This window comes from Halobellus sp., assembly GCF_042218505.1.
In the GTDB taxonomy this organism is placed as follows: domain Archaea; phylum Halobacteriota; class Halobacteria; order Halobacteriales; family Haloferacaceae; genus Haloquadratum.
In genome coordinates this window covers 58,934-85,338 of record NZ_JBDGQZ010000024.1, presented here as the reverse complement: position 1 = coordinate 85,338, position 26,405 = coordinate 58,934, and the positions used below count along the sequence as shown (strand labels likewise).

21 protein-coding genes are annotated in these 26,405 nt (G+C 63.3%); 12 read left to right on the top strand and 9 right to left on the bottom strand.

What is annotated here, in order from left to right; genetic code table 11:
- The first annotated feature begins 73 nt into the window (after nucleotides 1–73).
- From ABEI27_RS08100 to ABEI27_RS08090, 3 genes are all read left to right on the top strand, one after another.
- Nucleotides 74–1,465, top strand: a complete 1,392-nt coding sequence (locus ABEI27_RS08100; protein ID WP_375798898.1) for an FAD-binding oxidoreductase — start codon at nucleotides 74–76, stop codon at nucleotides 1,463–1,465.
- Between the two features lie 230 nt (nucleotides 1,466–1,695).
- Nucleotides 1,696–2,778, top strand: coding sequence for an aldo/keto reductase (locus ABEI27_RS08095; RefSeq protein WP_375798897.1), 1,083 nt, complete (start codon nucleotides 1,696–1,698; stop codon nucleotides 2,776–2,778).
- A gap of 6 nt (nucleotides 2,779–2,784) precedes the next feature.
- The gene (locus ABEI27_RS08090; protein WP_375798896.1) at nucleotides 2,785–2,955 is read left to right on the top strand and encodes a hypothetical protein; all 171 of its coding nucleotides are present in this window, start codon (nucleotides 2,785–2,787) and stop codon (nucleotides 2,953–2,955) included.
- Between the two features lie 555 nt (nucleotides 2,956–3,510).
- Here ABEI27_RS08090 and ABEI27_RS08085 read toward each other — a convergent pair.
- A complete protein-coding gene (locus ABEI27_RS08085) occupies nucleotides 3,511–4,974 on the bottom strand; it encodes a heme-binding protein (RefSeq protein ID WP_375798895.1) in 1,464 nt (487 codons plus the stop codon).
- A gap of 228 nt (nucleotides 4,975–5,202) precedes the next feature.
- Complete coding sequence (locus ABEI27_RS08080) at nucleotides 5,203–7,017, bottom strand: site-2 protease family protein (protein WP_375798914.1); 1,815 nt, start codon at nucleotides 7,015–7,017, stop codon at nucleotides 5,203–5,205.
- 187 nt (nucleotides 7,018–7,204) lie between these two features.
- Between ABEI27_RS08080 and ABEI27_RS08075 the strand changes: the two genes are divergently transcribed.
- From ABEI27_RS08075 to ABEI27_RS08065, 3 genes are all read left to right on the top strand, one after another.
- Nucleotides 7,205–8,389 carry a hypothetical protein gene (locus tag ABEI27_RS08075; RefSeq protein ID WP_375798894.1) on the top strand — a complete coding sequence of 395 codons (1,185 nt, stop codon included), beginning with the start codon at nucleotides 7,205–7,207 and terminating at the stop codon, nucleotides 8,387–8,389.
- Nucleotide 8,390: 1 nt separating this feature from the next.
- On the top strand, nucleotides 8,391–10,133 hold the full coding sequence (locus tag ABEI27_RS08070) for a hypothetical protein (RefSeq protein WP_375798893.1): 1,743 nt from the start codon (nucleotides 8,391–8,393) through the stop codon (nucleotides 10,131–10,133).
- A gap of 152 nt (nucleotides 10,134–10,285) precedes the next feature.
- Nucleotides 10,286–10,825: a hypothetical protein gene (locus tag ABEI27_RS08065; RefSeq protein ID WP_375798892.1), complete on the top strand. Its 540-nt coding sequence runs from the start codon at nucleotides 10,286–10,288 to the stop codon at nucleotides 10,823–10,825.
- Nucleotides 10,826–10,912: 87 nt separating this feature from the next.
- On the opposite strand, the gene ABEI27_RS08060 is transcribed toward ABEI27_RS08065, so the two are convergent.
- From ABEI27_RS08060 to ABEI27_RS08040, 5 genes are all read right to left on the bottom strand, one after another.
- The gene (locus tag ABEI27_RS08060) at nucleotides 10,913–11,992 is read right to left on the bottom strand and encodes an ATP-binding protein (RefSeq protein ID WP_375798891.1); all 1,080 of its coding nucleotides are present in this window, start codon (nucleotides 11,990–11,992) and stop codon (nucleotides 10,913–10,915) included.
- Nucleotides 11,982–12,437: a response regulator gene (locus ABEI27_RS08055; protein WP_375798890.1), complete on the bottom strand. Its 456-nt coding sequence runs from the start codon at nucleotides 12,435–12,437 to the stop codon at nucleotides 11,982–11,984. Before ABEI27_RS08055 ends, ABEI27_RS08060 begins: the two co-directional genes overlap by 11 nt.
- On the bottom strand, nucleotides 12,430–15,528 hold the full coding sequence (locus ABEI27_RS08050) for a histidine kinase N-terminal 7TM domain-containing protein (protein ID WP_375798889.1): 3,099 nt from the start codon (nucleotides 15,526–15,528) through the stop codon (nucleotides 12,430–12,432). The genes ABEI27_RS08055 and ABEI27_RS08050 overlap by 8 nt, the downstream gene beginning before the upstream one ends.
- 100 nt (nucleotides 15,529–15,628) lie before the next feature.
- Nucleotides 15,629–16,519: a winged helix-turn-helix transcriptional regulator gene (locus tag ABEI27_RS08045; RefSeq protein WP_375798888.1), complete on the bottom strand. Its 891-nt coding sequence runs from the start codon at nucleotides 16,517–16,519 to the stop codon at nucleotides 15,629–15,631.
- A gap of 50 nt (nucleotides 16,520–16,569) precedes the next feature.
- The gene (locus ABEI27_RS08040; protein WP_375798887.1) at nucleotides 16,570–17,043 is read right to left on the bottom strand and encodes a response regulator; all 474 of its coding nucleotides are present in this window, start codon (nucleotides 17,041–17,043) and stop codon (nucleotides 16,570–16,572) included.
- Nucleotides 17,044–17,625: 582 nt separating this feature from the next.
- Between ABEI27_RS08040 and ABEI27_RS08035 the strand changes: the two genes are divergently transcribed.
- The 4 genes from ABEI27_RS08035 (at nucleotide 17,626) to ABEI27_RS08020 (ending at nucleotide 21,930) form a co-directional block, all read left to right on the top strand.
- Complete coding sequence (locus ABEI27_RS08035; RefSeq protein WP_375798886.1) at nucleotides 17,626–18,264, top strand: hypothetical protein; 639 nt, start codon at nucleotides 17,626–17,628, stop codon at nucleotides 18,262–18,264.
- A 66-nt stretch (nucleotides 18,265–18,330) separates the two neighbouring features.
- Nucleotides 18,331–19,428 (top strand): signal peptidase I, encoded by a 1,098-nt coding sequence (locus ABEI27_RS08030; RefSeq protein ID WP_375798885.1) that lies wholly within the window; start codon nucleotides 18,331–18,333, stop codon nucleotides 19,426–19,428.
- Nucleotides 19,428–20,294 (top strand): hypothetical protein, encoded by an 867-nt coding sequence (locus ABEI27_RS08025; protein WP_375798884.1) that lies wholly within the window; start codon nucleotides 19,428–19,430, stop codon nucleotides 20,292–20,294. Before ABEI27_RS08030 ends, ABEI27_RS08025 begins: the two co-directional genes overlap by 1 nt.
- A 364-nt stretch (nucleotides 20,295–20,658) precedes the next feature.
- Nucleotides 20,659–21,930: a DUF5305 family protein gene (locus tag ABEI27_RS08020; RefSeq protein ID WP_375798883.1), complete on the top strand. Its 1,272-nt coding sequence runs from the start codon at nucleotides 20,659–20,661 to the stop codon at nucleotides 21,928–21,930.
- 451 nt (nucleotides 21,931–22,381) lie between these two features.
- Here ABEI27_RS08020 and lysS read toward each other — a convergent pair whose 3' ends face one another.
- Together lysS and pyrH are read right to left on the bottom strand one after the other, a co-directional pair.
- Complete coding sequence (gene lysS, locus ABEI27_RS08015; protein ID WP_375798882.1) at nucleotides 22,382–24,118, bottom strand: lysine--tRNA ligase; 1,737 nt, start codon at nucleotides 24,116–24,118, stop codon at nucleotides 22,382–22,384.
- Nucleotides 24,115–24,834, bottom strand: a complete 720-nt coding sequence (pyrH, locus tag ABEI27_RS08010) for a UMP kinase (RefSeq protein WP_375798881.1) — start codon at nucleotides 24,832–24,834, stop codon at nucleotides 24,115–24,117. Before pyrH ends, lysS begins: the two co-directional genes overlap by 4 nt.
- A 130-nt stretch (nucleotides 24,835–24,964) precedes the next feature.
- Here pyrH and ABEI27_RS08005 point away from each other — a divergent pair, with 130 nt between their 5' ends.
- Together ABEI27_RS08005 and ABEI27_RS08000 are read left to right on the top strand one after the other, a co-directional pair.
- Nucleotides 24,965–25,774 (top strand): molybdopterin synthase, encoded by an 810-nt coding sequence (locus ABEI27_RS08005; RefSeq protein ID WP_375798880.1) that lies wholly within the window; start codon nucleotides 24,965–24,967, stop codon nucleotides 25,772–25,774.
- 299 nt (nucleotides 25,775–26,073) lie between these two features.
- A complete protein-coding gene (locus tag ABEI27_RS08000; RefSeq protein ID WP_375798879.1) occupies nucleotides 26,074–26,340 on the top strand; it encodes a hypothetical protein in 267 nt (88 codons plus the stop codon).
- Nucleotides 26,341–26,405: the final 65 nt, after the last annotated feature.

The following is a 26,405-nucleotide window of genomic DNA, read 5'->3' as shown; positions in this document are numbered from 1 at the left end:
GACGACTGCCGGCTATCCCCGACCGATCGCGATCCGACACAAGGGGTAAACCGTTCGAGTCCACCGATTCGGTATGGACGCCAACCGCGCCGCCCTCGCTACGGCGGCGGACCTGCCGCTCGAGGACCTCTCGACGCGACTCTCGGGCGACATCGTCGCCCCCGCCGACCCCGCGTACGCCGACGCGCGCCGAGTGTGGAACGGGATGGTGAACGCCTACCCGGCCGCCATCGCGTACTGTCAGTCCGTCGACGACGTCGTCGCGACCGTCTCGTTCGCTCACGACAACGACGTCGACGTCTCCGTACGGAGCGGTGGGCACAGCGTCTCCGGCGCGTCGGTCGCCTCCGGGTCGCTTGTCGTCGACTGCTCGCGGATGGAGTGGGTCCGGATCGATCCCGACGGGCGGACGGCCCGCGTCGGACCGGGTGTTACGTGGGGGACCCTCGACTGCGCCGCACAGTCGTTCGGGCTTGCGACCCCCGGCGGCGTCTACCCCGAGACAGGCGTCGCCGGACTGACGCTCGGGGGCGGCACCGGCTACCTCTCGCCGAAGCACGGCTTCGCCGCCGACAACCTCCGCTCGATCGACGTCGTCACGGCTGCAGGGGAACGCGTGACCGCCGACGCCGACCGCAACGAGGACCTCCTGTGGGCCGCCCGCGGTGGCGGCACCGTCGGCGTCGTCACCGCTTTCGAGTTCGACCTGCACCCGCTCGATCACGACGTCGTGTACTTCGAGTCGTGGCTGCCGCTCGACGAGGCAACGGCGTCGCTTCGGACGTATCGAGAGTTTCAGGCGACTGCGCCGGACGACGCCTGTGTCTTCCCGTACTTCGGATCCGTCCCGACGACTGCGGAGTTCCCGCCCGACCGCCACGGCGACGACGCGCTGGTACTCGCAGGCGTCTACGCCGGCGCGCCCGAGAACGCCCGCGACGCGTGCGATCCGTTCATCGCCCACGAGGCCGCCTTCGCGACGTCGTTCGATGCGATGTCCTACCTCGCGGTCCAGTCGATGATGGAGCACGACTTTCCGGACGGCCGACGCTACTACTGGAAGTCGGTGCCGCTTGCGACGCTCAGCGACCCGACGGTCGAAACGCTCCGCGAGGCGGCCGAACGCGCGCCCTCGACGCTCTCGACTATCGTCCTCTGGCCGATGCACGGCGCAGTCGAGCGCGTCGACGCCGAGACGAGTCCGGTCGTCGGCCGCGACGCTGTGGCCGTCGCGAACGTCGAGGCGGCCTGGGACGATCCACTGGCGACGACGGAACACGTCGAGTGGGTCCGCGAGACCTGCCGGTGGCTTCGCGGCGAGGACTCCGTGCCCGGGACCCTGCCGAACTTCGCTGGCGGCGCGGAACCGGACGCCGAGGCGGTGTACGCCGACAACGCTGCGCGACTCCGGACAGTCCGCGAACGGTACGACCCCGGGACCATCTTCACGCACGAGCGAGTGTGAGTGGGTCGCCGTCGGACGGCGAAGTCACTCCTGAGCCGCTCCCCTGACGAGACTACACTGGCGAACTGTCGGCATCGTCGTCGTTCCTCGGGCCCCACGTCGGTCTGCCGAGCGACCGCTGCCCGACGCGGGGTCGTTCTCGCGTCATAGGAGTGGTGGCCCCGTTATCCGACATAAACCGTCGGGAGCGGTGCATTCGATATAAGTGAACTGATTCCCAACGCGTGGGTATGAACCATCGGACACTGGGCGATTCTGCCGTCGAAGTGAGCGAAGTCGGCTTCGGCGCGTGGGTCGTCGGCACCGACTGGTGGGGCGACCGCACGCGCGAGGACACGATCGAGATGCTTCATCACGCGATCGACGAGGGCATCACGTACTTCGATACCGGCGACGTGTACGGTCACGGCCAGAGCGAGGAAGTCCTCGGTGAGGCGCTCGCTGAGTACCGCGACGACGTCACCGTGGCCACGAAAGTGGGCTACGACTTCTACAACAACCCGCAGGCGGGACACGGCGAACTGCCGAAGGAGGTCACCGGCGAGTGGATCCGCTCGGCGACCGAGAAGAGCCTCGATCGCCTGGATATGGAGTACGTCGACGTCCTCCAACTCCACAACGCGAACGTCGACGAGGTCGACGCAGACGTCCTCGAAGCGCTGGACGAACTCCGCGAAGAGGGACTCGTCCGCGCCGTCGGCTGGGCGCTGGGCCCCTCGATCGGCTGGCTCGCCGAGGGCGATATGGCGATCGAAGCGGAGTTCGACTCCGTCCAACTCGTCTGGAACCTCTTCGAGCAGGAGGTCGGCAACCACTTCCTGGAGACAATCGAGGAGACCGGCTCCTCCACCAGCCTGATCCCGCGGGTTCCGCACTCCTCTGGACTGCTCAACGAACAGGTGACGCCAGAGACCGGTCACGACCTCGACGACCATCGCGGCTTCCGCCCGGACGCGTGGTACGAGACGGGCTGGGAGAAGATCGAGGCGCTTCGCTTCCTCGAACGAGACGGCGAGCGCACGATGGGGCAGGCTGCGATCGCCTACCTCCTCAGTCACGGTGCGGTCGCCTCGGTGACGCCGACGTTCCACACCAAAGAAGACATCTCCGCGTGGGCGGCCGCGAGCGAGGTCCCGAAACTCACTGACGAGGAACTGGCCCGCGTCGCCGACCTATATGAGACGAACTTCGGCATCGACCGCAACGACGGGATGGACGAACTTCGCTCGTCGGTCGGCGGTGAGGACATCCGCGCTGCTGGCATCGACAAGCGCGCGACGACGGGGCCGCGAAACACCGCCTCGTCGGACTGACGCCGTATGAACGCTCGCCGGGTGGTGTTTCTCGTTGCGACCGCACTCGCCCACCTCGCGCTGACCGCGTGGGTCAGACGCGACGCGGACCGGCGGGGAATCGACCCCTCGCCGTGGGACGCGCTGACGCTGCTCACGGGCGTCGTCGGCGCGGTCGGCTACCGTCGCAGTCGTTGAATCCCGTCGCAGCCGTTCAATCTGGCCGCGGTCGTTGAGTCCCGCCCTGATGTTACCTCTGGCTGTCGTCGTTGCTGACTACTGCTACATTCGTCTGTCCGACCGACTACTCTCTATGCGGCCAGTCGACAGACTCGACGAACGACGACGCGCCGCAGGCTCAGCACTCGCCCGGCGACTCGTATCGGGGCCCGCCGCTTTCGACGTACTCTGCCACGGTTCCGGCGTGCACGACCTGACACTCGGTACACACGTACCGTGCTGGCCGCTCTGGTGAGTGCGCCGGACGAGAGTATCAATAAGACAACATATAATCCTGGGTATTCTCGGCCTTGGATGGAGAGGCAGTCCTCGACGTGTGTATCGACGTCTAGGCACTAACACGCAGGTCAAATAACCAACTACCGGTCGGTACGGACGCGACTCATCGCTGGCGTTTCGCAAACTCCGTCGTGCCTGACCCCGCTGTTTCGCTTCGAAACCTGCAGACTGCACCACGTCTGACACTGCAGTCGCAACCTTCGTGGAGTGGAAACGGGTCCCGGACCGTCGGGGTTACGCCAGGAACACGTGTCGTGGCCGGTCGGCGAGGACGTCTCGCCCCCACTCGACGGCCTCGCTGAAGTCCTCCGAGCGGAAGAACGCCATCGCGTTCTCCCGGGAGTCCCACTGGCTCGAAATGAACATATCGTTCTCGTCCTCGACGTTCACGAGCAGGTCGGTCTCCTGGTGGCCGTCCATCCCCGACAGGACCTCGCCAACGGTGTCGAACGTGTCGTGGAACTCCTCGCGGTAGTCCGATTTCACCGTATAGAACATTCCCATCGTCCCGAATCCGGACTCTTCGCCCGCCCGGGAGACGACGTCGGGCAGTTCGGAGAGGAACCCCGCGGCCGTCTCGGCGGCCGAAGCGGTGTCCCAGATGCTCACCACTGCGCTGCGGTCCCGGTTACGGGCCTCGTACACTGCCGTCTTGACGTGCGTGCCGTAGTGCTCGAAGTTCCCGCGCAGCCCCTCGACCTCGTCGAACAACTCGTCGGTGTCGGCCTCCGAGTACAGCACCGTCGCATACACGTCCTCGCCGTGGGGCTGGCCGCCGTAGATGTCCATCTCGGAAAGTTCCGCGCGGATGCTGTCCTCGTCTGCTCCCTCGTCGCCATCGTCGTGATCGTGCTCCTCGCTCGATTCGTCGCTCTCGGTTTGCTCGCCGTGTGAGTGGCCTTCCGCATCGCCGTGCTCGCTCGTCGGGACGGCCTCGCCCTCGAGATAGGCGCCAAGGTCGGCGGGCGGGAAGCGGCGGCCGACGTAGAACCGGCCGAACTCCCCGTACTTCGAGGACACGTCGTCGAAGCGCATCTCGTAGACGATGTCTTTGATGTGGGTCGGATCGTCCGAGAAGAGCGTCACTCCCCACTCGTAGTCGTCGAAACCGACCGAGGAGGCGATGACCTGCTTGATCTTCCCGGCGTACTCCTTGCCGGTCTCGGCGTGGGTCTCCATCATCTCCGCTCGCTCGCTGAAATCGGTGTCGTACCAGTTGTGCGTTTCCCCGCGGCGCTTCGACATCGGATAAAACGAGACGTACTCGTCGTTGGGAATCTCCGGCTTCAGTTTCCCCTCCATATAGTTCTTGAGTCCCTCGTCGACGGCGTCGGGATCCTCGAAATACTCCGGCGTCGAGTATCCCGAAATCTCCGTGACAGAGACGTACGACATCGGCTGGCCGGTGAAGCTGGCCAGCGCCGTCTGCTCGAAGGCGCGCTCGGCGCGCGAGAGGTCGTCGAGCGTCGGTCGGAAGTGAACGACGAGCAGGTCGGCTTTGTGCCCGAGAACGGAGAAGACGGCCGATGCGCCCTCGTCGCTGTCGGCGACCTCCTCGTGTCTGCGGAGGTGCGTTGTCCCTTCTGCAATTGCCTGCTCGCGCTCGCGCTCCGGCGCGTCGCGCCACGCCTCCCAGTCAACGGTCCGGAAGTCGTGCAGTACGAACCAGCCCTCGTCTGTCGGTGGGGCTTCTGACATACCCGTATCTTGATCAGCCTCCCGTATGGGCGTTGCGAGTCGCTTCCGATTTACAGACCTGGGTGTGTCGCATCATTTTCTTCGTGTGTGTGGACTCTGGGGTTATGTGGATCGTCTGTGAGAAGAGGCCGAATCCCCAGAGCGAGCCGACAGCGTGCAGGCAGACCACGAGCGGTGACAGCGCTGCACAGTTCGAGAATGTGAAATCGCAGCGGACTCACCGCGAGGTTATCCACCGAGGATGGTGGGTCCGAACACCAACAGCAGCAGCGACGCGAGCATCGTCAACCCCACGCCGGTGGTGATCGTGGTGACCACCCGGTCCCGGTCGTCGATCGGGAGTCGCGAGACGATCGTCTCGACGCTCGCCCGGAGGATCCGCCCGCCGTCAAGTGGATAGCCCGGGATGCAGTTGAACAGTCCGAGTTGGAGATTGATCCACGCTGTCCAGAACGCGACGTTCGCGAGCAGGAACACGCCCGTCCCGAGAAACTCGAGCGTCCCCGTGATCGCGTAGAAGTTGTGGACGTTCCCCGTGAATCCGGGGAAGTTCGGGATTCCCAGCACGAGCGACGCGAGCGGCAGGACGAGCGAGACGTACACCGTCGCCAGCGGTGACCCGCCGATGCTTCCGGAGAGGCCGAGCGCGTCGGGTCCGCCGTCGCCGCCGAGCAGTTCGAGATACGTCCCTGCCGGGTACGACTGCACACCGAAGTCAGTCACCAACAACCCGCTCGTCCCGGGGAAGATGTTGACGCCGAGGAATCCGTTGCCGTCCTGCGGACTCTCGCCCAGCGTCACGTCGTACGTCTGCAACTCGCCGTCGTGATACACTTCGATCGGGACGGTCTCTCCGGCTTCGGTCCGGTCGAGCACCCGAGTGAGTTCAGTCGAGGAGACGACCCGCTGGCCGTCGATTGCTGTCACGATCAGGCCTGGTTCGGTGGGCGCTCCAGACTGCGCCAGCGGTCCGTCGTCGACGACGCGCGTGAGGTACGCGCCGACCGGGATGGTGACTGCCCCTCGCGCGGTCGTGATCGTCGCGAACCGGTCATCGCCGACGGCTGAGGCGAACCCGGAGCGGGTGTAGACCGCGGTCCCGTTCACGCGTGTGACGTTCACGGGGTCGCTCTCGACGCTGATGTTCGCTGGGTTGCCGGCGACCGTGCCGGCGACGATCAACGACCGCTCGACTGTGGCGGTCCGCGCCTCTCGATCCGCAGCGCTCTCACCGCCGTCGAGTTCGACCGAGATGGTCCGCGCGTCGGTTCCGAGTAGGGCCGCGTCGAGTGAACTCTCGTTTCCGACTGGAACCCCGCCCACGGCGGTGATCCGATCGCCCTGCGAGATGCCGGCGGCCGCCGCGGGCGAGCCGTCGTATGCGCCCTGGACGGCCATTCCCGGCGCGACCCCAATGCTCCCGACAATCGGGCCGAAGAGGAGCACGAACGCCACGAACGTGATGAAGAAGTTGTTCGTCACCCCGGCGGCGAACATCCGCGCTCGGCCGCCCCTGTCGGCGCTTCGCTGGCTCTCCTCGTCCGGTTCGACGAACGCGCCGAGCGGGATCACGGTGAAGAGGAAGACCCCCATCGACTCGATGTTGATCCCCTCGACGCGGCAGAGAATTCCGTGTCCACCCTCGTGCACGATGAGGCCGACGAGCAGGCCGAAGACGATCTCCGGCGCGACAGAGAGCGGCAGAAAGTCGTTGACGCCGGGGATCACGAGGAAGTTCTGCGGTTGGTTCACCTGGGAGGGCGCGGGGGGATCCTGTACGATCGCGATCCCCTGCAGCAGCAAGAAGAGGAACATTCCCGCCATAATCACGAGCGCAGCCCCGACGCCCAGATTCGTCCAGGCGCGCCAGAACCGCTTCGGCGTCGCGATCCAGTCGATGAGATCGCGCCCCCGCTTCGTGTGTACGGTCGTGAACGGCCCTCGAATCTTCATCGAAGCGGGCACGAGCCCGCGCTGTGAGAGGAAAAAGGACCCCGCCGAATAGGCGACGAGGCCAACCAGCACCCACAGAAGCGTATTCATCATCAGACCAGAGGGGTCCGGTGCGGAAATGTGTTATTACCCTACCTTGTCATTCCGCCAGGCGCGGCACCGCGGAGCCCCGTGGAACGGTCCGTCCGGCGACCGACGTACCGCTCCGGTCGCGCCCGCTCCCGAGCAGGGCAGACACCGTAGCTATTTTTTCGGTGGCTGAGTAGCCCCGTTGTGGATGCCAACGCGTCGCCGCCTCCTGCTTTTCGGTGCGGCCGCCGCCATCGGCGGGGCCGGGTATCTCACCCGACAGGACGCGGCCGTGCCAGCGTCCGCGGTCTCGACCGTGACCGACCGACTCAATCCGACGTGGCAGTCGGTTTCAGACGCCCCGTGGGACGTTCGCTGGGAGGTCGACGTCGACGGACGGCCGACAGCCACTGCACAACCATCGGACGGTTCGGTGATCGTTGCCGGGAGGCGGTCAGCGGCGGAGAGCGCGCCGGGATGGTTCTGCGAGATCGACGTCGACGGAGCCGTCCGCACTGCGCGAACGCTCCCACGAACGGCGTCGAACGGACCGCCGTCGGCGATACTCCCCACGGCTAATGGGGTACTGATCGGCGGTGACAATGACGGGGATACAGTGTGGGTCGTCGCGCTGAACGAGGGGGGCGCAGACCGATGGGTGAACCGCTACCAACCGGCCGGTGGCTCCGGCCGTGCCCCGCTCGCGATTCTCTCCGCACGGTCGACGGATGCCGCGTACACCCTCGTGTCACAGCGCGAATCGTTCGACGACTGGCGCGACTCGGCGTGGCTCCTCGGCGTGGATGCGAACGGCCGCGTCCGCTGGAACCGCACCTACGACGCCGACGTCTCGTACATCGACAGTGCGTGCGCACTCGACGCCTCGACGTCCCTTCTCGTGGGCAGACTCGACGGAACCGACGGCGTCGAGTCGCCGGCCGGTGCCCTCGCAATCGAACGCGGCGGGGTGGCGTGGCGCCGAACGTATCCAGCGAGTGTGCTCCACGACGTCGCGCCCGCAGTTGCGGACGGCTCGGCGGCTGTCGCGGTCGGACAGGTCGATCGGCGCGGCCGCGACGGCGTCGGGGTGATCGCCCGCCTGAGTAAACGAGGTCGCGTGCAGTGGTGGCGAACGCTCGGCTCGGACGACGGAGCTCTCACGCTGAACGGCGTTCAGCCGACATCCCGGGGCTACCTGCTGACTGGGCTTCTTCGACGCGAAGACCGGGACGATATGCCGTTCTACGGCCTGTTCGACCCCGGTACCAGCAGCTGTCGGTGTTATCGCTTCGACCGACCGCGAGGCGCGCGGCCCCTGCTCGTCGGTGACCAGTTGCTGTCCGTCAGCGAGACGGCGGCGAGTACTACGATCCGGTCCCTCGGGAGGACGTGAGATGGCACGCAGGCTCCTCAGGGGAATCAGACTCGTGTTCACCCGGCTGCCGGGGATCTCCAGCCTCGATCGGCTACTGGGCGTCGTGAGTGGGACGATCCTCGCGTGGAACGCTCTCCCGAGTCTGCTGCCAGCCTCGGTGCCCGACCGGATCGCTTCATCCCTCGCCGGCGTTCAGACCGGTTTGCTGGGGTCACTCGTCCCGCTCTGTTTGAGCGTCCTGCTCTTGGGCCTCGTCGTCGTCGCGACACTCTCACGGGTGTACGTCGGTCCACTCAGTGAACCGATCGGCCGGCACTCGCGGGTTCGAACGGTGCTCGGGGCGTACGCCTTCGCCGTCGGGACGGTGTTCTACCTCTGGGGGTTGTCAGTTGGCGGTTCGAGCCTCCCTGCCGGACTGCGCGGACCGCCACAGTGGGTGTTGAACGCCACGATGCTCTCCGGATTTCTCCCTGTCGGCGTCGCACTGTCCCGGGCAGAGCCGCGGCCGATTCATCATCCGGACAACTATTTCGCTCGGCCGCTGGTCGGCCTTTCGACGGCCGACGACTCCGCCGCTGGCTGGCGCGCTGACTTCGAGACGCTGGCCGGACGTCCCCGACTGCGAACGCTCGTGGGCTTGCTGGTGGCGACTGCGGGTACTAGCGTGTTCGTGGTGCCTGCGACGCTTCTCGGGGTCTTCGTCGGGACGCTCAGCCTCTATTATCCCATCATCGAGATCGTGGCACTCGTGGGCTCCGTCGGGAGTTGGGCGCTGCGGACCGATCGCACACCGGCTCCTGACTCCCAGATCGGCGGCGGGTTCGACGCCGCCAGAGACGTAGACTCGTCGTTCTATCGACAGCTCCGGACAGCCGTTACCCCGCGGGCCTGGGGGGTGTTTCTTCCGGTGCTCATCGGTGTGCTGTTCGCGGTGGCTCCGCTGCTGCTCGCCGGCGCGTACCACACGCCGACCACTGCCCTCAGCCCGTCAGCGCTGCTCGGCGCGTACAGGTCGCTCGCCGAGCTTCGGACTCTCGGAGCCTTGGGGTACGCCGTCGACGTCACGGGCGACGCCGCCGTCTGGGCGGCACTCAGCCTCACGCCCCTCGTCGTGGTCTGCTACAGTCTCTGGTACTGGTTCCGCATCGTCCGTCGGATCCCGACCCTCCTGTATCACGCAGATTCGACCTCCGTCCGTGCGCATCTCGAAGATGCTTCGAGGACGCCAGACGTACGCAGACCCACGGGCTCGTTACTCCCGTTGTGTCTCGTCGTGTGGGCGTGGTTGTCCCACCGCTTCACGTGGGGGGAACCGTTCGTTCCGATTCCCCTCGCACGGAGCGAGTTCGGCTTCCTCTTGATGTGGTCTGTCGGGATCGGGGTCCTCACGTGGACGGCCTACGAGGCAGTGCAGTCAGCGCCGACCGTCCCGAACGGCCCCGTCCGAGAGCTCTACCTCCCGCTCGGCGTCCAGATTCTCGTGGTGATGGATATGGGGCTCGATCGGCTGCTCGAACTCGGCAGTTTGCTCACGCTGTTGGTGCTTTTCGTCTCGCTGTACTATCTCTTCCCGAGGGCGGAACTCCTCTTCGACCTCCCGCGCTCTCGACGCATCCTCGCGTTCGCGTCCGTCGGGTCCACGTTCGGCTTCCTCCTGTGGTTGCAGTACGACGTTGGACTCAGCCTCCTCGTCGGTGCAGCGGTCTTCGTCGTCCTCGTCCTCGGCGGCGAGTGGCACGATCTCATCGAAGAGAGCGACTGAGACCGAGACGCACGATGACCCACGCTCAATCGGTCGATACGCCCAGTATCCCGAATCACCGCTCTCGGCACACAGACTGCGACGAGATCTCGTATCGGACGCTGCGAACTCCGGACGAACACCTTTTGTCGATGCCGAACCATTGCCTCCAAATGTTCGACAGTCGCTCGTATGAGGTCCGACAGAAGATTTCGATCGGCAACAAGTACCGCATCTACGAGGGCGACGCGCCGATTCTCGAATCCGCACAGAAGAAACTCCGACTCAAGGAGGACTTCCGCTTCACCGACCCCGAGACGGGCGACGAGCGGTTCCGCGTCAAGGCCGACAGTGTGCTCGACATCGCGGCCGCCTACGACATCGTCGACTCACAGACCGACGAGCGCGTCGGTGCGGTCAAGCGCGAGGCCATCTCCTTTTTCAAACACGAGTACACCCTCCTCGGTCCCGAGGGCGACAAAGTCGCGACGATCCGCGAGAACAGCGTGCCGATGGCGATCGCACGTCGATTCCTCACGACGCTGATCCCGTTCTCCTACGAGATCGTCAGCGTCGACGGCACCGCAATCGGCGAGGTGATGGGCGCGTTCTCGCTCCGGGATAAGTACTCTATTGACCTCTACGGCGACGACGTCGATCCGCGACTGGTAGTCGTCGGGATGGTCGTCGCCGACGCAATCGAGGAGAACTAGCACACGCTTTCTGCCACTCGCAGATACGGAAGACCCGACGTCGCCCGAGGGGTCTTACCGACCGGATCGACAGTTCGCTACGTCGGATCAGGCCCGGGGCAGTTCGACCCGGAACACGCTCCCCGTTGGTTCGTTGTCCTCGATCCAGACCTCCCCACCGTATATGTCGACCAGTGTATCGACCAGGTGCAATCCGATCCCCGACCCGGGGCTCTCGAGTCCCATCTTCCCCCGACCGAAGACGGTCTCCTTGCGATCATCCGGAATACCCAGTCCGTCGTCTGCGACGACCACCTGGACCGTATCGGGGGTCACCTCGAGACTGATCGTTACCCGTGGTGTGTCTTCGGTGTTGTGCGTGACGGCGTTGTTCAGGAGGTTTCTGAACACCGACGACAGCATCTGGTTTGCCTCGACTGTCACCCCGTCGGGCAGTTCTCCCTCGACGGTGAACTCCGCCTCGCTGTGAGTGGATCGGGCCTTCTCGATTTCGGCGCGGAGCACATTGACGAGGTCGCTGGGACGCAGATCGGCGTCCTGTTCGCCTTCGAGAATGTTCAGAAAATCCCCGACCGTCTCGGTCAACTGTGTGATATGATCGGCCGAATCGAGCACTCGAGACAGGTACTCCTCGCCGCCGGGCTCGACGTAGTCTTCGAGGGTGGTTCCCCATCCGGTTATGACCGACACGTCGTTGCGGATGTCGTGGCGCACGATCTGATTGAGAACGGCGAGTTCCCGGTTCCGGCGCTTCAGTTCCCGCTCCTGGCTCGCACGCTCGATTGCGTACCTGATCGTGCGCTGGAGGAGTTCTGGCGAGACTTCGTCCTTGATGAGATAGTCCTGCGCGCCCTCTCCGACCGCTTTGACTCCCAGTTGTTGATCGTTCAGCCCGGTTAGCACGACGAGCGGAGTAGCCTCGGACGCAGCCGACATCGACTGGAGCGTCTCGAGTCCCGCGCTGTCCGGTAGATTGAGATCCAGAAGCACGAGATCGACCTCGTCGATCTGTGCTTCGATCCCCTCCGAGAGGCTGCCGGCGTGGATGACCTCGGGACTGCCCGTTGATTTCTGTCCCCACTGGCCGTCTACCAGGTACTCCTCGATAAGACGAACGTCGCTCGGATTATCCTCGACGAGGAGCAGTGTAAGTTCCTCAGATGTCATCGGTCGGTTGTACGAGTTTTGCAGTGTGCAGCCAAAAGCGTTCTATCTGCGCGGCGAGCGATTCACATTCGCCGATGTCTACCGGCTTCACCAGATATGCGTTCGCGTGGTGTCGATACGCCGCCTCGATATCGTTCGATGCATCCGAACTCGTCAGCACTAACACCGGGATCTGTTTCAGGTCGTCGTCCCTCTTGATACGTTCGAGCACTTCGATCCCGGATCGCCTGGGAAGGTTGAGATCGAGCAACACGAGATCGGGACGCGGCGCGTCCACGTACGGTGGCTGCTGTTCGAGGAACTCCAGCGCCTCCGCTCCATCGCGCACCCAGTGGAGGCGGTTGCACACCGCTGCGGAAAACCCCTCCTCGAGCAATCGCGCGTCGGCCGGGTTGTCCTCGACGTGGAGTATCGCGGTCTCGGATCGGTTCGATTCGTCAGTCATCGGTTGTTGCCGGTAGTGTGAAGTGGAACGTCGATCCCTCGCCCTGTGCGGACTCGACCCAGATGTCGCCGCCGTGGCGATCGACGATCTTGCGACACATCGCCAGTCCGATTCCGGTGCCGGCGTACGACTCTCGGCTGTGGAGTCGCTCGAAGACCTGGAACACCCGCTCGGCGTCTTTGGCCGTCATCCCGATACCGTTGTCCTCCACGGCGAACGCCCACTGGCTGCCGGTTCGCTCCGCCGAGACGTGAACGCGCGGTTGCGTGTCGCCCGCGTACTTGATCGCATTGTCCAGCAGATTCTGGAACAGTCGGACGAGTTGTGGTTCGTCACCCTGAACGGTGGGAAGTCTGTCGGTAGTGACTGTGGCGTTAGTTTCGTCGATGGTCACTCGAAGGTTCTGGTGGGCCTTTCGATACACGTCGTCCATACTGGTCGGGGTGAGTGGCTCTCCGCGTGTATCGACTCGCGAATACTCGAGCAGCGCTTGGATCATCTCGGACATCCGCTCGGCCCCGTTCACAGCGAAATCGATGAACTCCTGTCCCTCTTCATCGACGTCCTCCCCGTACCGGCGCTCTAATAACTGGAGGTAACTCGACACCGTTCGGAGGGGTTCCTGCAGGTCGTGTGAGGCCACGTAGGCGAACTGCTCCAGATCTTCGTTGGATCGCTCCAGTTTCGCACGGGTTTCCTGCAGCGTCTGTTCGCGTTCCATACGAAGCATCGCACTCGTGACGGTGGAACCGAACAACTCGAACAGTTCGATATCCGTATCGCTGAACTCGTGCTCGGACACGGAACCGGTCGCAATCGCGCCCTGATCGCCGAGAGGGACGATGACCTCGGCGCGGATGTCCGTGTCCGGATTGAACCGCCCCTGGACCGTCGAGACGTCCTCGAAGACGGCCTTTTCACCCCGCTCGAATACCGTCCACGTGAGGCCACTCCCCGGTTCGTATCTGGGCGCTGAACCGAACAGCTCTCGAGCCGCCGGCGTCTCGCTGATCGGGAGCAACGCCTCCTGTTGCTCGTCGTACGACCAGATCCCCGTCACTTCGAGGCCGAGGATCTCCTCGGCGGACTCGACGGCGATGTCACCGATCTCATCGATCGAACCCGCCTGCATCAATTCTCCGGCGACCCTCTGAAGTTCGCGGAGTGTCCCCTCGAGACGATTCTGCGCCAATTCGTATCCGGCCCACTGGACGAGGAGTTCGACGAACGCCTGTTCTGACTCGGTGAACGAGTACTCGCGGCTCTCACTGCCAGCAAAGCACAGAGTTCCGTACAGTTCCTCGTTGACGACGACTCTCCCGCCGAGATAACAACCGAGATTGTACCGTTCGTATGCCGGGTCGGACGCAAACCCCTCGTCGGCAGCATCCTGCACCCCGAGCAACCCGTTTCGTTGAACCGTCTTGCGGCAGTATGCCTCCGAAAGCGGCCCGGTTGCGCCCGGCTGAAGGCGGTCGTGAGAGCCCACCGCCTCGACGATATACTGCGTGTCGTCGTCGATGCGTGTCAGGAAGGCAAACGGGAGATCGAGGCGCTCGCGGCCGAGTTCGAGGATTCGGTTGAGTTTCTCCTCGAACGACAGGTCGGTGTCGGACGTGATCCGGTACAGCTCACGGAGTGACCGCTCACTTTCACGGAGTCCACGGAGTGCCTCCTTGCGTTCGGTGACGTCGTTGAGAAACGCCACCACTTCGATCAGGTCGCCGTCGGCATCGTGCAGGGGCACTGACGAAAGCGTCACATCGAGCCGAGTTCCGTCTTTGGTCCGGCGCTGGAGTTCGACCTTCGAGAGCGACTCCCCGTTGAACGCACGCTCTCTGAGTTCGCTTTGACCGTCCCGGTTTTCGTCCGGAATCACGGGGTTGAACTCGCCGAGGACTTCCGCCTCGGACCAGCCGAAGATCTCCTCGGCGGCCGAGTTCCAGAGGGTGACCTCACCGGCGGGATCGACCGCGAGAATCGCCACGGGTGCAGCCTCGATGAACGACTCGAGCCGGTCTGAGATGTCTTCGAGTTCCCGCTCCCGGTGCCGTCGGTCGGTGACGTCAGTCACGGTGAGGATGGCGACGTCCTGCGTTCCCGGTCCGGTGACAGGCATCGTCCGCGCCCAGAGGTGCCGCTCATCGCCGTCGACCCGGATCGTACACTCACTCTCGGTACTCTCGAAGATCGACTTTTCGGCGAGTTCGTCTCTGAGTACTGACTGGAGCGGCTCACCGACCGGGTCGTCTACCCCGGGGCGGAGGCACACCGACGCACGACCCGCTGGATTCGTCTCGACGACTCGGCCGTCAGCGTCGAGGACGAAGACGGCGTCGTCGAGCGACTCGACGAGTCGCTGTCTCGCAACCGGAACGAGATCGAGCAACTGGTACCGGAAGACGCCAACCGATAGCACGGTTATGCCGAGGGCGAACCCCAGCGGCGTCAGGTCGATATACGCCGGCCCGATGTCACTGACCACCGCTACGTTCACTGTCCACGGAACGAGTCCTCCGATGATGATGGCCGCGGTCTGTGCCCTGTACAGTCTGTTGGAGGTGACGGCGAACCGTAGCAACAGAACGGTTGCTACGAGGAGGATCCCGTACGAGTACGCCGTATGGATCCAAAACGCGGGACCGGCGTTCGCCGTCGTCCAGACCAGTAGTGTCATATCCCCCACCTGTGTGAGGTTGACGCCCTCGTAGAACAGCCCGTGATCACTGTTCGTCGCTAGCGCGAACAGCGTAAATACGGGATGCACGGAGAGCGCGGCGAGCACCGGCCGAGATACCCATTCGTGCCGTCCGGTGAACCGGAGCGTGAACACGAGGAAGGCGGCCGGAAGACTCACGAGTCCAGCGTATCCTACCACCTCCCAGAGCAGTTTCGTGTCCAACTCGGGGGCCAGCAGCCGGGCAGAGAACGCAATCGTCGTCAGCGCGATTGCTCCGACAACGGCGCCGAACGCCCGCTCGGTCGATCCGTCCCGGTGTCGCCAGACCACGTAGCCGGTGAGTGTGACTGTGCTTACCGCTGCGAGCACATATCCAGTGATGGCGAAGAGCAGGTAACTCGGCAGCGTCATCAGTCACGCGTCCCGTCGAAACGCACGTCTGTAGCCGAGTTGACCACGACGAAGCGTCGAGACTGAACGGTGGTCCCGGGCCCCGCTGTGGAACTGTTCCTCACGATGCGTCCTCCGTCACGATCGGGCGGAGGACGCTTTCTGGAACCTCGTCTATCTCGGTTTCGAGTTCCTCGATACGGGTGACAAGCCGTCTGTACTCCTCGTTTTCGTCACGGTCTTCGTATCCCAATTCAGTCTTGAGAAGCGCCTGCTTCGACCGAAGGGCGAGATACTCTCGGACCAGTGCGCCGTGCTCTCGACGGTCCAGAACCGTGTCTACGACGTCCAAAATCTTCGATTTGTCTGTGGGCTTCGTGAGATACTCGTCGAATTCGAGATCGACGATATCGGTATCGGGGTCCTGGGACGTCAGCACCACGATCCGGCAGTCGAGATTGTTCCGTCGGATCCACTCGACCAGTTCGTCGCCCGACAGGCCGGGCATTCGACGGTCGAGAACGACCAGATCGACGTCGCCGTCGAGTATCTTGACCGTCTCGTCGCCGTCGTAGGCGACTCGAACGTCATAGTCGCGTTCGAGCCACTCGGTGTGCATCTCCGCGAGTCGCCTGTCGTCGTCCGCGACGAGTACAGTCGGCGGACCCGCGTCTTCGGCAAGGTGCCGTTCCCCCCAGTCTGCCAACGACTGGATGGTAGCCTGAAGTTCCTCGCCTCTGGAGGTCAGCGAGTACTCGACGCGGAGCGGGCTCTCACTGATCACCCGTCGTTCGACGAGGTCCGTCTCCTGCAGCTCGTCTAGCGCGTCAGTCAGAACCTTCGCCGAGATCGGCTCTAGCCGCGTCTGAAGGTCGTTGAATCCCAGTGAACCGGCGTCGAGAAGCACTCGAATAATGACCGGATACCACTTCTTCGAGATGAGGCTAGCTGCCTCAGCGAGGTACGTGTTCTCGTCCGCTGACCCATCAGACGAACGACCCGATCTCGTCATAGGTTCTGTAAGTTACTCCACTATTAAACATCTGCCGTGAGATGTCTCCCCTACTGGAGCCAGAAGTCGCTCAGGGCTTCGAGGGTCAGCAGGTACTCGTCGACGTCTGCCGGCTTCGAGACGTACGCGTTCGCGCCGAGTTCGTACGCGCGGGCGATGTCTTTCTTTAATGTGGAACCCGAGAAGATGACGACCGGAATGGCTCGCAGTTCGTCGCTCGATTTGATCTGTGCCAGAATGTCGAATCCATCGATCTTGGGCATATTCAGATCCGACAGGACGAGCGCGGGCGATGACACCTCTCCCCGTCGGATCTGTGCGAGTAGACCGGGCATCTTGCGACTCTCTCTCAGACACAACACGTCGGCATCGAGATCGGTGAACGCCTCCTCGAGAAGTCGAACGTCTCCGGGGTTGTTCTCGACGACGAGAACGTCAGCGTCGCCGCTGGTCTCGTCCGCGATATCCTGTGGTTCAACCGGGGAACGCGACGAGCCACCACGCTGGAGTCGGTGAAACGTCATCGTGGCCCCGGTCGACGAATGCGAGAGACGCTCACATCGATCGCCTCGGTGAACAGCCGCCGAACGCGGTCGCTCCACAACTGCAGGCCACGATAGAAGCTCCGCCGTACTGAACTCACCACGGAGTGGTGTACTGACTCTGTCCGAGCGCGCGCTTCGTTCGTTCGTCCGCCAGTGTTCTCTGGACTGGTAGGATCGATGTGTTGATTCACGGGCGTACTGGTCGGCATTGTACCTAGCCGTCGTCTCACGCTTAATTCCGCGCCAACCGACCGGTAACGAACGTCACTTACCAGTCGGTAGGCGAGCCGAAGAATGATTCGCCTCTCAATCCCCCTGTTCTCAATTCACACGCAAGTGACACTTTTGCTCTCCTGCTATCTCTCCGATGGCTGAACAGTGGATAGGCTGTGCAAGCATCATCGCCAAGATACCCCGATTCAGCGCCTACAACGGACTGAAACGCTACATTCGAGTCGTTCTGCGTTCCACTGCGCGATGGCACTCACCATCCGGTAAGTGCACCCACAAACCTATCGGTTAGGTTATAGTTAACCGTTGGTAGTCCTTCACTACTCTTGTATGGCAAAAACCATCCCCACCCTGTTGATGGCGGGCCTACTGCTGGTCGCCACCGTCACCTTCGGAGCGAGTGCATTCACCGCGGCTACGGTCGATCGTTCGGCAAACGTCGACGTCGTTACTGACAGCAACGGGCTGCTGGCGCTCACCGACGGGAACTCCGGCAATCTGGTCTTCCAGGAGGGAAGTACCGGACAACTCAGCATCGACTTCACCAGCGGCACGGCCGACGGTGCCAACGTCAATGCGACGTTCGAACTCGGCGACCCTACCAATCCGACAACCTCGAACGCATTCAAGATCGCGAACCGTGACGATGAACAGCACCAGATCAACGTCGAATACACCGGCGCAACCACGAACGGGGAAGATAATCTTGAGTTCAGTATCTACGACAGTGACGGCAACTCTGTCGGCTCAGTCACTGAGGAAGGAACCACGGCTTCGTTCACTGCGCCCGCTGACGACACGTTCTACGTCGTCGTGACGGTCGATACCGGTGGCGGGGCTGGGACGACTGATCTGACGTCGACGTCAGATCTCTCCGGCGAACTCTCGTTCACCATCGACGACGCGAACGAAGGCGGTAGCAACTCCGACGACGCGAACGAAGGCGGTAGCAACTCCGACGACAGCTAAGCCGGACTGAGTTTTTCGCCGCGCAACGGACGCTGATCACGCCTTCCCGACACAATACTCAATCATATGCACAAAAAGGCTGGACTCGTCGTCATCGTCGCTGTGACGCTTGCGCTTCTCGCTCCAGCCGCCTCACCCGTTCAGATTTCGTACGTGACTTCCGACAGTATGGAGCCGGCGATCCAGACGAACGACGGCTACATTCTGGTTCCCCCTGGTGAGGTCATTCCGGGTGAGATCGTCACGTACTATTCCGACGAACGCGACGGCTACGTCACTCATCGCGTCGTGGGAACGACGGCAGACGGCTTTCTCACGCAGGGGGACGCCAACCCGACGACCGATCAGGCAGTCGGAAACCCGCCGGTCGAGCGCAGCGCGATTATCGGCCAGGTGTTCGCCATTGGCGGCCAGCCGGTCCTGATCCCGCAGTTGGGCGCCGTTCTCGGACTCGTGCGCGCCAACTGGATGCTGTTGTTCACTCTGGTGAGTTTGTCGGGAATCGTGCGCGTGTTTCGCGGTGGATCCGACCGTCCCCGGGATAATAAAGAGTCGGCCCTCCAGAGCCGAGAGATCGTCATCCCCACGATCATCGTGGCGATCTTCGCCAGCGTGCTCTTGATCTCGTCGGGTGCGGTCCACACGGAACTGACGTACACGGTCACCGAGACCGGGACAGAAAACCCCCAGATACTCGCCGTTGGCGAGCGCGCGACGACCGCTCTGGACGCCAACATCGTCAGTTCGCCGCTAACGCAGGTCCTCATCGACAGTGAGGGGATCGTCATCACTAACGCTACCAGTGTGGAACCCAGTGCAACGACGGATGCGGCATCGGCAGCGAGGCGAGACCGCCAATCCGGAACCCTCGGCTCGCTCCGGGACCCACTTATCACCAGATCCAGTACGACCCTGAACGCCACCGTTCCTGCACAGGCCGAGCTGGGTAGTCACACGGCTCGGGTTAGTCTGTACCCCTACCCTGCAACACTGCCCCGGGGGACGCTCGAACAACTCCAGTCGATCCACCCGTGGCTGGCCGCCCTGGGATCAGTACTCGTGGTCTTCCTCCCGGTCTACATACTGTACTGGTTACTGATCGACACGACCGCGCCGATTCGGGGACCGCGCAGCCGCTGGCTCCGCCGGTTGGGTGATCGCTGATGGGACGCCGTCGCTCCCGGTCGCGGGGCTCAGGTGACCGGTCGATCTGGATCGTCCTGGGCGTCGTCCTGCTGCTGGTGACGGCTCCAGTCGGATTGGGACTCGACACCTCCACCGAGGCGTTCACGAGTCTGTCGGCTGACCGCGGCTCGTCGCTCAATGTGGCCGACGATACCGGCGGCATCTTCGGTCTCGACGTCGCCCCGAGCGTGGCGGCGGGCACGACAGATCGGCTGGTCACCATCACCAACAACGCTGGCCAGCCCATCGATTTCACGGTCGCTGCAAGCACCGGGACCGTCCCGAACAGCCACGCCACGCTCCAGCCGAACGAGTCTCTCCTCGTATCTGTCGATGTCGCGTGTAGCGCAAACACCGATACCGTCTCGTTCACCGTCGAAGGGACGGCCGGCGATCGCTTCAGCGGGAGGATGACTCGCTCGACGACCGTCGACACGAGCAACTGCAGGAGAGAACCCGCTTCCATTACCAGCGGGGGCGCGCTCGCAGGCGGGTCGAACGGGAAAGGCACCTTCTCGCTTCAGAACACGGGAACGGCATCACTCACCATCGTGGCGATCAACTTCACTGACACCAACTCGTCCGCAACAACAATTTCGAGTCCCGGCGACCTCACCTCGAACCGGTCTCTCGAGTACAGCGACGGCGCATTTTCGTTCGGCACGAAACTCGATCTGACGACGAATCAGACGTTGGCCTCAGGAGAAACTGTCGAAGTTACCGTCGACAAATTCAGAAAGCAGGGCAGATCGCCTAATGTCGATATGACGGGGAAGTACGTCGAGTTTGTCCTCTCTCTCAGCAGTGGAGAACAGGTCACAGTCAGAGTCACATTCCCTCCGTGACCGCCGCGCAGCCGGACGACGAGGGTGCGTGCGATCGGCTGTGCGATCAGTTGCAAACGCTACTTATTACGTCCGCGTGACCCAGCGAACGGTGACTGCTCAAACGTCACCGTTGCAATCGACGATGTATGGCCCAACTCACTCTGCTCGACCGACGAACTCATCGTAACGATGCGGGGTATCCGCGGAAACGTACGTCAGCGTGAGACGGACGCCCGTACTGGCCCCCGTGCAATCCGACGACTGTGTGTCACAACGTCGGCTACTTTCTGATATATAAGGGACTTACCGCTTGGTAACCAACGGTGAAAAGGGATTAGTTAGCCTGTCCTTATGAATGGACGATGCGAAGTACTACGTACAAATGACTTCGCAATCGCAATCTGTTCTCCGGCTCAAATATCTTCTCAGCCGGTACGGAACGCTCGCTATCGTCGGCTTACTGTTGGTAAGCACCGTCGCCTTCGCGAGTGCGGCCCTCGCGTACGCTGAACCGCCGGAGACACAGCAGATCACCGAACAGACGGACAAACAGTCGTTCGAGACGACAGTGAATACGAGCGCCGCGGTGACAGAGAACACGACCCTGTATGAACCCGATCAGACGCTCTCAAATATGCCGGTCTACCTGCTCTCTGCCTCCCCGAACGTGACGATACGCGCTCAGACGGCGGTCCCGGACGACCGCGCCATAGCGGTCACCCAGCAGATCAGGATCGAACTTTATGCGACCCGAGCCGAAGACGTGTTCTGGAGGGAGACGAGAACGCTCGCGAACGATTCGGCGCAGGTCACCGATGGACGTCTCGAAACGCAGGCGACGATCAACGTTCGCGAGATCCGGGATGGGCGATTGAACGAGGTGCAGTCGGAAGTGCAGGGTGTCGGGGCCGTCCGCGCCGAGATCCACGTCGACACAGTGTACGAGTCCGATAAGTATCAGGGATCTCTCAGCGTCACGACGCCGATGCGGATCACTGACCGTTCCTACACTATCGACGCCCCGCGATCTGACGAGCGCAGTCACACGACGCCGGTCACCCGGACAGTCGCTGTCTCCGGCGCGGAAGCTGCTGTCGGGGCATCCGATCTGTCCAACGCGACAGCGCAGGCCGGGTTGCTTCCCGGTACTGGGCCGAATGCGGTGGGCAGTGACACTGCGCTTCGGAGCGGACTCGGAATCCTCGCGCTCGCTGCAGCGCTCGTCCTGTGGCGCGTCCAGGACCGACTCCCCGACCGTGAGGGCATCGAGCAAGCGTACGACAAACTCCGGTACACCGAGTGGATATCGCGGGGACGAATTCCCGAGTCGGATACCTATCAACGAGTCGTCATCGAGGAGTTCGTCGATCTGATCGACATCGCGATCGACTCCGACAAGCGAGTCATCCACGACCGGACTCAGGACCGCTACGGGGTGATCGACGGCACCACGATCTACCAGTACAGCGACCCGCGAGACCGAAGCGAACACGACGAGCCTCTGTCCGGTATCGCGCCAACAGCGGTGAACGAAGAGCGTCAAGACCGAGAGAGCGCTTCGCCACCCGATGCACAGGTGACCGATGGCGGCAGCGACTCCGAGAGCACAGACTCGTCAAGCGACTCTCCGAACGCCGCTGACGAAGACTGTTGACCTCCTCCTCCGCGTAACCGCGGAGGAATCCGACTATGGGATTCGGGCGGTCGTCGCCCTTCGGCTCCAACCCGCACTCGGAGGGAACCGGCGACACGCCGAAGGAACTCTCGTTTGACTCCCTCGTAGGGCTGTGTCCCGGCCAATGAGGCCCTATCGGAGTCCGTGTCATCGCCGTGCGAACCACTGCTGGTTCGCCATCCCCTGTGGTTCGGGGAGGGCCTCTCACCGACTCCGTAGCATCCGTGCGAACGCAACTCACAGGCATAATAACGTCGCTCGACCTCCGCCTGAAAACGGAGGTATGCGCTTGCATCTCTATCACTGTTCTCTATCGGCTTTCGTACAATCTGCGAGTGCTCACCTCGCGGTGCCGGTCTGCCGGTAGTGGCTGCGTACCCTCGGCGAGTCACCCCGAAAGAACAAATTGCCGCTACGAAGTGACGCCGCGCTATTGTTCGCGCCGCAACCGCTTCACCACGAACTCCGTGTCGAGTTCGCCGAGGAACTCACCGAGACGCGGCCCCTGCGGTTGGTCGAAGAAGAGCAGATAGCCCGCCTCGAAGAAGTCCGCGATTTCGATGTCGTGCCGCCGAGCCGTCTCGTACATCTCGCCTTGGATCGCCCCGCCGTCGTTTCCGGCCGCGACGAAGTCCGCAAGTTCGTCGAGCGCGGTCTCGACGTTGCTGTCGAAGTCGACTTCGGGGAGGTCTTCCTGGATGCGGTAGCTGTACGCATTGTCAAGCCGCACGGCCCACGCACGGGCTCGATCGACCCGTTCGAGGGCCTCCTCGATCGCCCACTCCGGCGTGCCGTCGTCGATGTAGCCCTCGTTTCTGGCCATCTCGATTCGAAGGTCCCGATCGTCGGTCATTCCGAGTACGGCCGCGAAGGTGTACGGCAGACGGACGCGGTCCTCGCGGATCTCGTCGACGACGAACGGGTAGGCCCGTTCGGCGAACGCTGTCACCGATTCGTCGTCGACGTCGCCGAAGTACGCCCGCTCGAAGCGGTCGAAGTCGTCGACCAACTGATCCAACCGGGTGATGTCGAGATCGCGCGCCCTCCGGGGGTTCAGCGCGAAGAAGTACCGGAGTACCTCCGGCTCCAGCAGATCGAGCATCTCCGCGACGGTGACGATGTTCCCCTGCGAGGACGAGAGCGCCTCGCCGTTGAGCGTGAACCACTCGTAGACCATCGGTACCGGCGACTCGATTCCGAGGACGTTGCGGGCGATGTCGTCGCCGGACGGCCACGACCCCTCGGCGTGGTCCTTCCCGAACGGCTCGAAGTCGACACCGAGCACCTGCCACTGGGCCGGCCACTCGAAGCGCCACGGGAGTTTGCCTTCGCGGAACGTCGCCGTACCCTCGTGGCCACAGCCGTCGATCGTCTCGTCGCCGACGGTCATATCGGTGCAGACGTACTCAGCCGTCTGCGCGTCGAGGTCGACCGAAGTCACGGTTTCGGTGATCTTGCCGCACTCGGCACAGATCGGATTGAACGGGACGTAGTCCTCGTTTACTTTCGACTGGTAGGCCGACAGGACCTCGCGGGCCTGGTCGGCGTGTTCGAGCACGTGAGCGACCACCTCCTCAAACGTGCCGTCCTCGTAGAGTTCGGTGTTCGAGAGCATCTCGACCGGGATGTCGAGGCGGTCGGCGTCGGTCTTCAGCAGTGCTGCGAAGTGGGCTGCGTAGGACTCGGACTCGCCGAACGGATCGGGAATGTCGGTGTAGGGCGTTCCGAGGTTCCGCCCCAGCGCGCCGGCGTCGACGTCGCCGAGGCCGACGATGTTCCCGTCCACGTCCGCGAGCTTTCGGGGGAGTTTCCGCAGCGGATCGCGGTCATCGCTGGTGAACACCTGTCTGACTTCGTGACCGCGTGCGCGAAGAACCGCGGCGACGAAGTACCCGCGCATAATTTCGTTGAAGTTCCCGAGGTGTGCGACCCCGGACGGCGAGACGCCGCCTTTGATGACGATGGGCTCGTCCGGATCCCGGGCCTCGATTTCGTCGGCGACCGCCTCGGCCCAGAAGTCCCGCGCGTCGGCCTCGTCGGCTCCGCTGACCGTGGATTCGTCGACGTTCGTGCTCTCGGCGCCTGGGTCCCCGACATCTGCATTTTCAGCGCTTGGGTCCTCGACATCTGATCCTTCGATGTCGGCGTCGTCGGTCTCCTCGCTCATCGGTCAACCCAGTAACTCGGTTCGTCGCCGTGTTCCTCGGGGACGACGTCGGTTCCGTCGTGCTCGCCGCGAAGAACGGCATCTTCGATTCGACCGGGATCGGTCCCGTCGAGGACGACGGTTCGCATCCCGGCCCGTTCGATGAGTTTCGCTGCCAGCAGGTCGACCGGTGCTGACGCTCCGGCGTTGCGGCTCATCGGCGCGATCACGTCGACCAGTTCGCCGCCGGACAACTGTTCGTACTTCTTCGCCCCGTCGTCGGCGCTCGGATCCGCGCTGTAGACGCCGTCCACGCTAGTCGCATAGACGAGCAGGTCCGCGTCGACGTACTCCGCGAGCGCGGCGGCGACCGCGTCGGTCGTCTGGCCCGGGGTCATCCCGCCCATCACCGAGACGTCCCCCCGCCGGATGGCGTCCCCGGCCGCCTCGTGATCGTGTGCCACTTTCGGATCCACCTCTGGACCCAGCGCGGCGATCAGGAGGCGGGCGTTGATCCGCGTGACGTCGATGCCAATCTGATCCAGTTGGACCTCGTTCGCGCCGAGTTCCCGCGCTGCGCCGATGTACTCTCTGGCGACCCCACCGCCGCCGACGACGGCGCCGATCTCACACCCGGCTGTCGCGAGCCGTTCGACGACCGCTGCGTGCCCCTCCACCCGGCGGGCGTCGAGGTCCGGAGCGAGAACGCTCCCGCCGATAGAAACGACGACTCTCATTGCTCCGTGATTGCCGCGAACCGGGCTTAAGGGTTGTCAACCGCACACGCGAGTGCCGCGCTTCGCGTCGCTCTGGCTCCGACCGCTGCAGCCGACAACATAAAGCCGTTCGCCGTCCCGAATCCGGAGTATGCAGGTACTCGGAGTCGTGGGTGACGACGCGCTGGCGCTCTGCGATCGCGTCGCGCCCCATCTGGACGGCCGTGTGGCCGTCGTCGGACACAGCAACGACACCGGAGACTCGCTGCCCACCTCGAACTCAGCACTGTCTCAGCGTCCCGACGGCGTCGACACTGCGTACGCACTCGACAGCAGTGGCTGGACTGCCGCGGGGGAGGATCGATCGCTCGAGGACGTCCTTGACGACCTCGCGGCGACGTACGACCACGCGCTTCTCGCCGGATTCCCGGACGCAACTGCGCCCACGATCGCTGTCGGCGAGGCAGGCGCGGCAAACGTCGCACTCGAAGTCGGCAACGCGGCCGACGCCGACATCGAAGCCGTCATCGATGTGCTGGTCGACGCCGAACCGCACGTCACGCTCGAAACCCTTGTCGAGCGCGTGAAGGCCTCACCACGGGCCGAGCGCGCTGGTGCGATCGCCACTTTTACCGGCCGCGTGCGCACGAAAGACGGCGAAGCGGACCCTGAGACGCTCGAACTGACGTTCGAGAAGTACGAGGGTGTCGCCGACGAGCGAATGCGGACGATCGAAGACGAACTGATGGAGCGAGACGGGGTCCAAGAGGTCGCGCTCTTCCACCGGACCGGGACTCTCGAATCCGGTGAAGACATCGTCTTCGTCGTCGTTCTCGCCGGACACCGCGGAGAAGCCTTCGAGACGGTCTCAGACGGCATCGATCGACTGAAAGATGAGGTTCCGATATTCAAGCGTGAAACGACCGTCGAGGAGGACTTCTGGGTTCACGATCGACAGTAGTTCCACGCGCCCCGCTGATTCTCACCCCGCGTGCGGTCTCAGCAGTCGCTGTTTACGCCCGATCACTGGTACGCGCCCGGCCGGATTTAGGTCCTTGACCGCGATATTGTGGAGGGATAATTACTTAATCAGATACAAGAAATAAAAGCCCAGAGAAAGGAATAAAAACTCAAAACGCATCTGAGCAATTTCTAAACGATCCATTAGCAGACCGTTTACGGGTGAATAGAGCCGAATTACCCCCAACGTTCCCTTCTTTATATACTCTCCTCCCGTGTATAACGGATCGAGGTCACACAATGAGCGCAACTACGACACCCTCCACCGAAGCCGCTGACGACCTGACCAAGGAAGAGCGCCTGAAATCGTTCCTGATCGCGAAGGCCCAGGACGGCGAGATGTACTTCAAATCGAAGTTTATCGCCGAAGAAGTCGGCCTCTCGCCTAAAGAGATCGGCGCGCTGATGGTGAAGCTCAAAGACTCCGCCTCGGAGCTCACCGTCGAGAAGTGGTCGTACACGAGTGCGACCACCTGGCGGATCGAACCCAACACGGACGCGGCGTAAGCGCTCGTCACCCCCGAATTGGTCCACCCAGACGTCCGCTCCGTGACACGCGATCGTCCGCACCG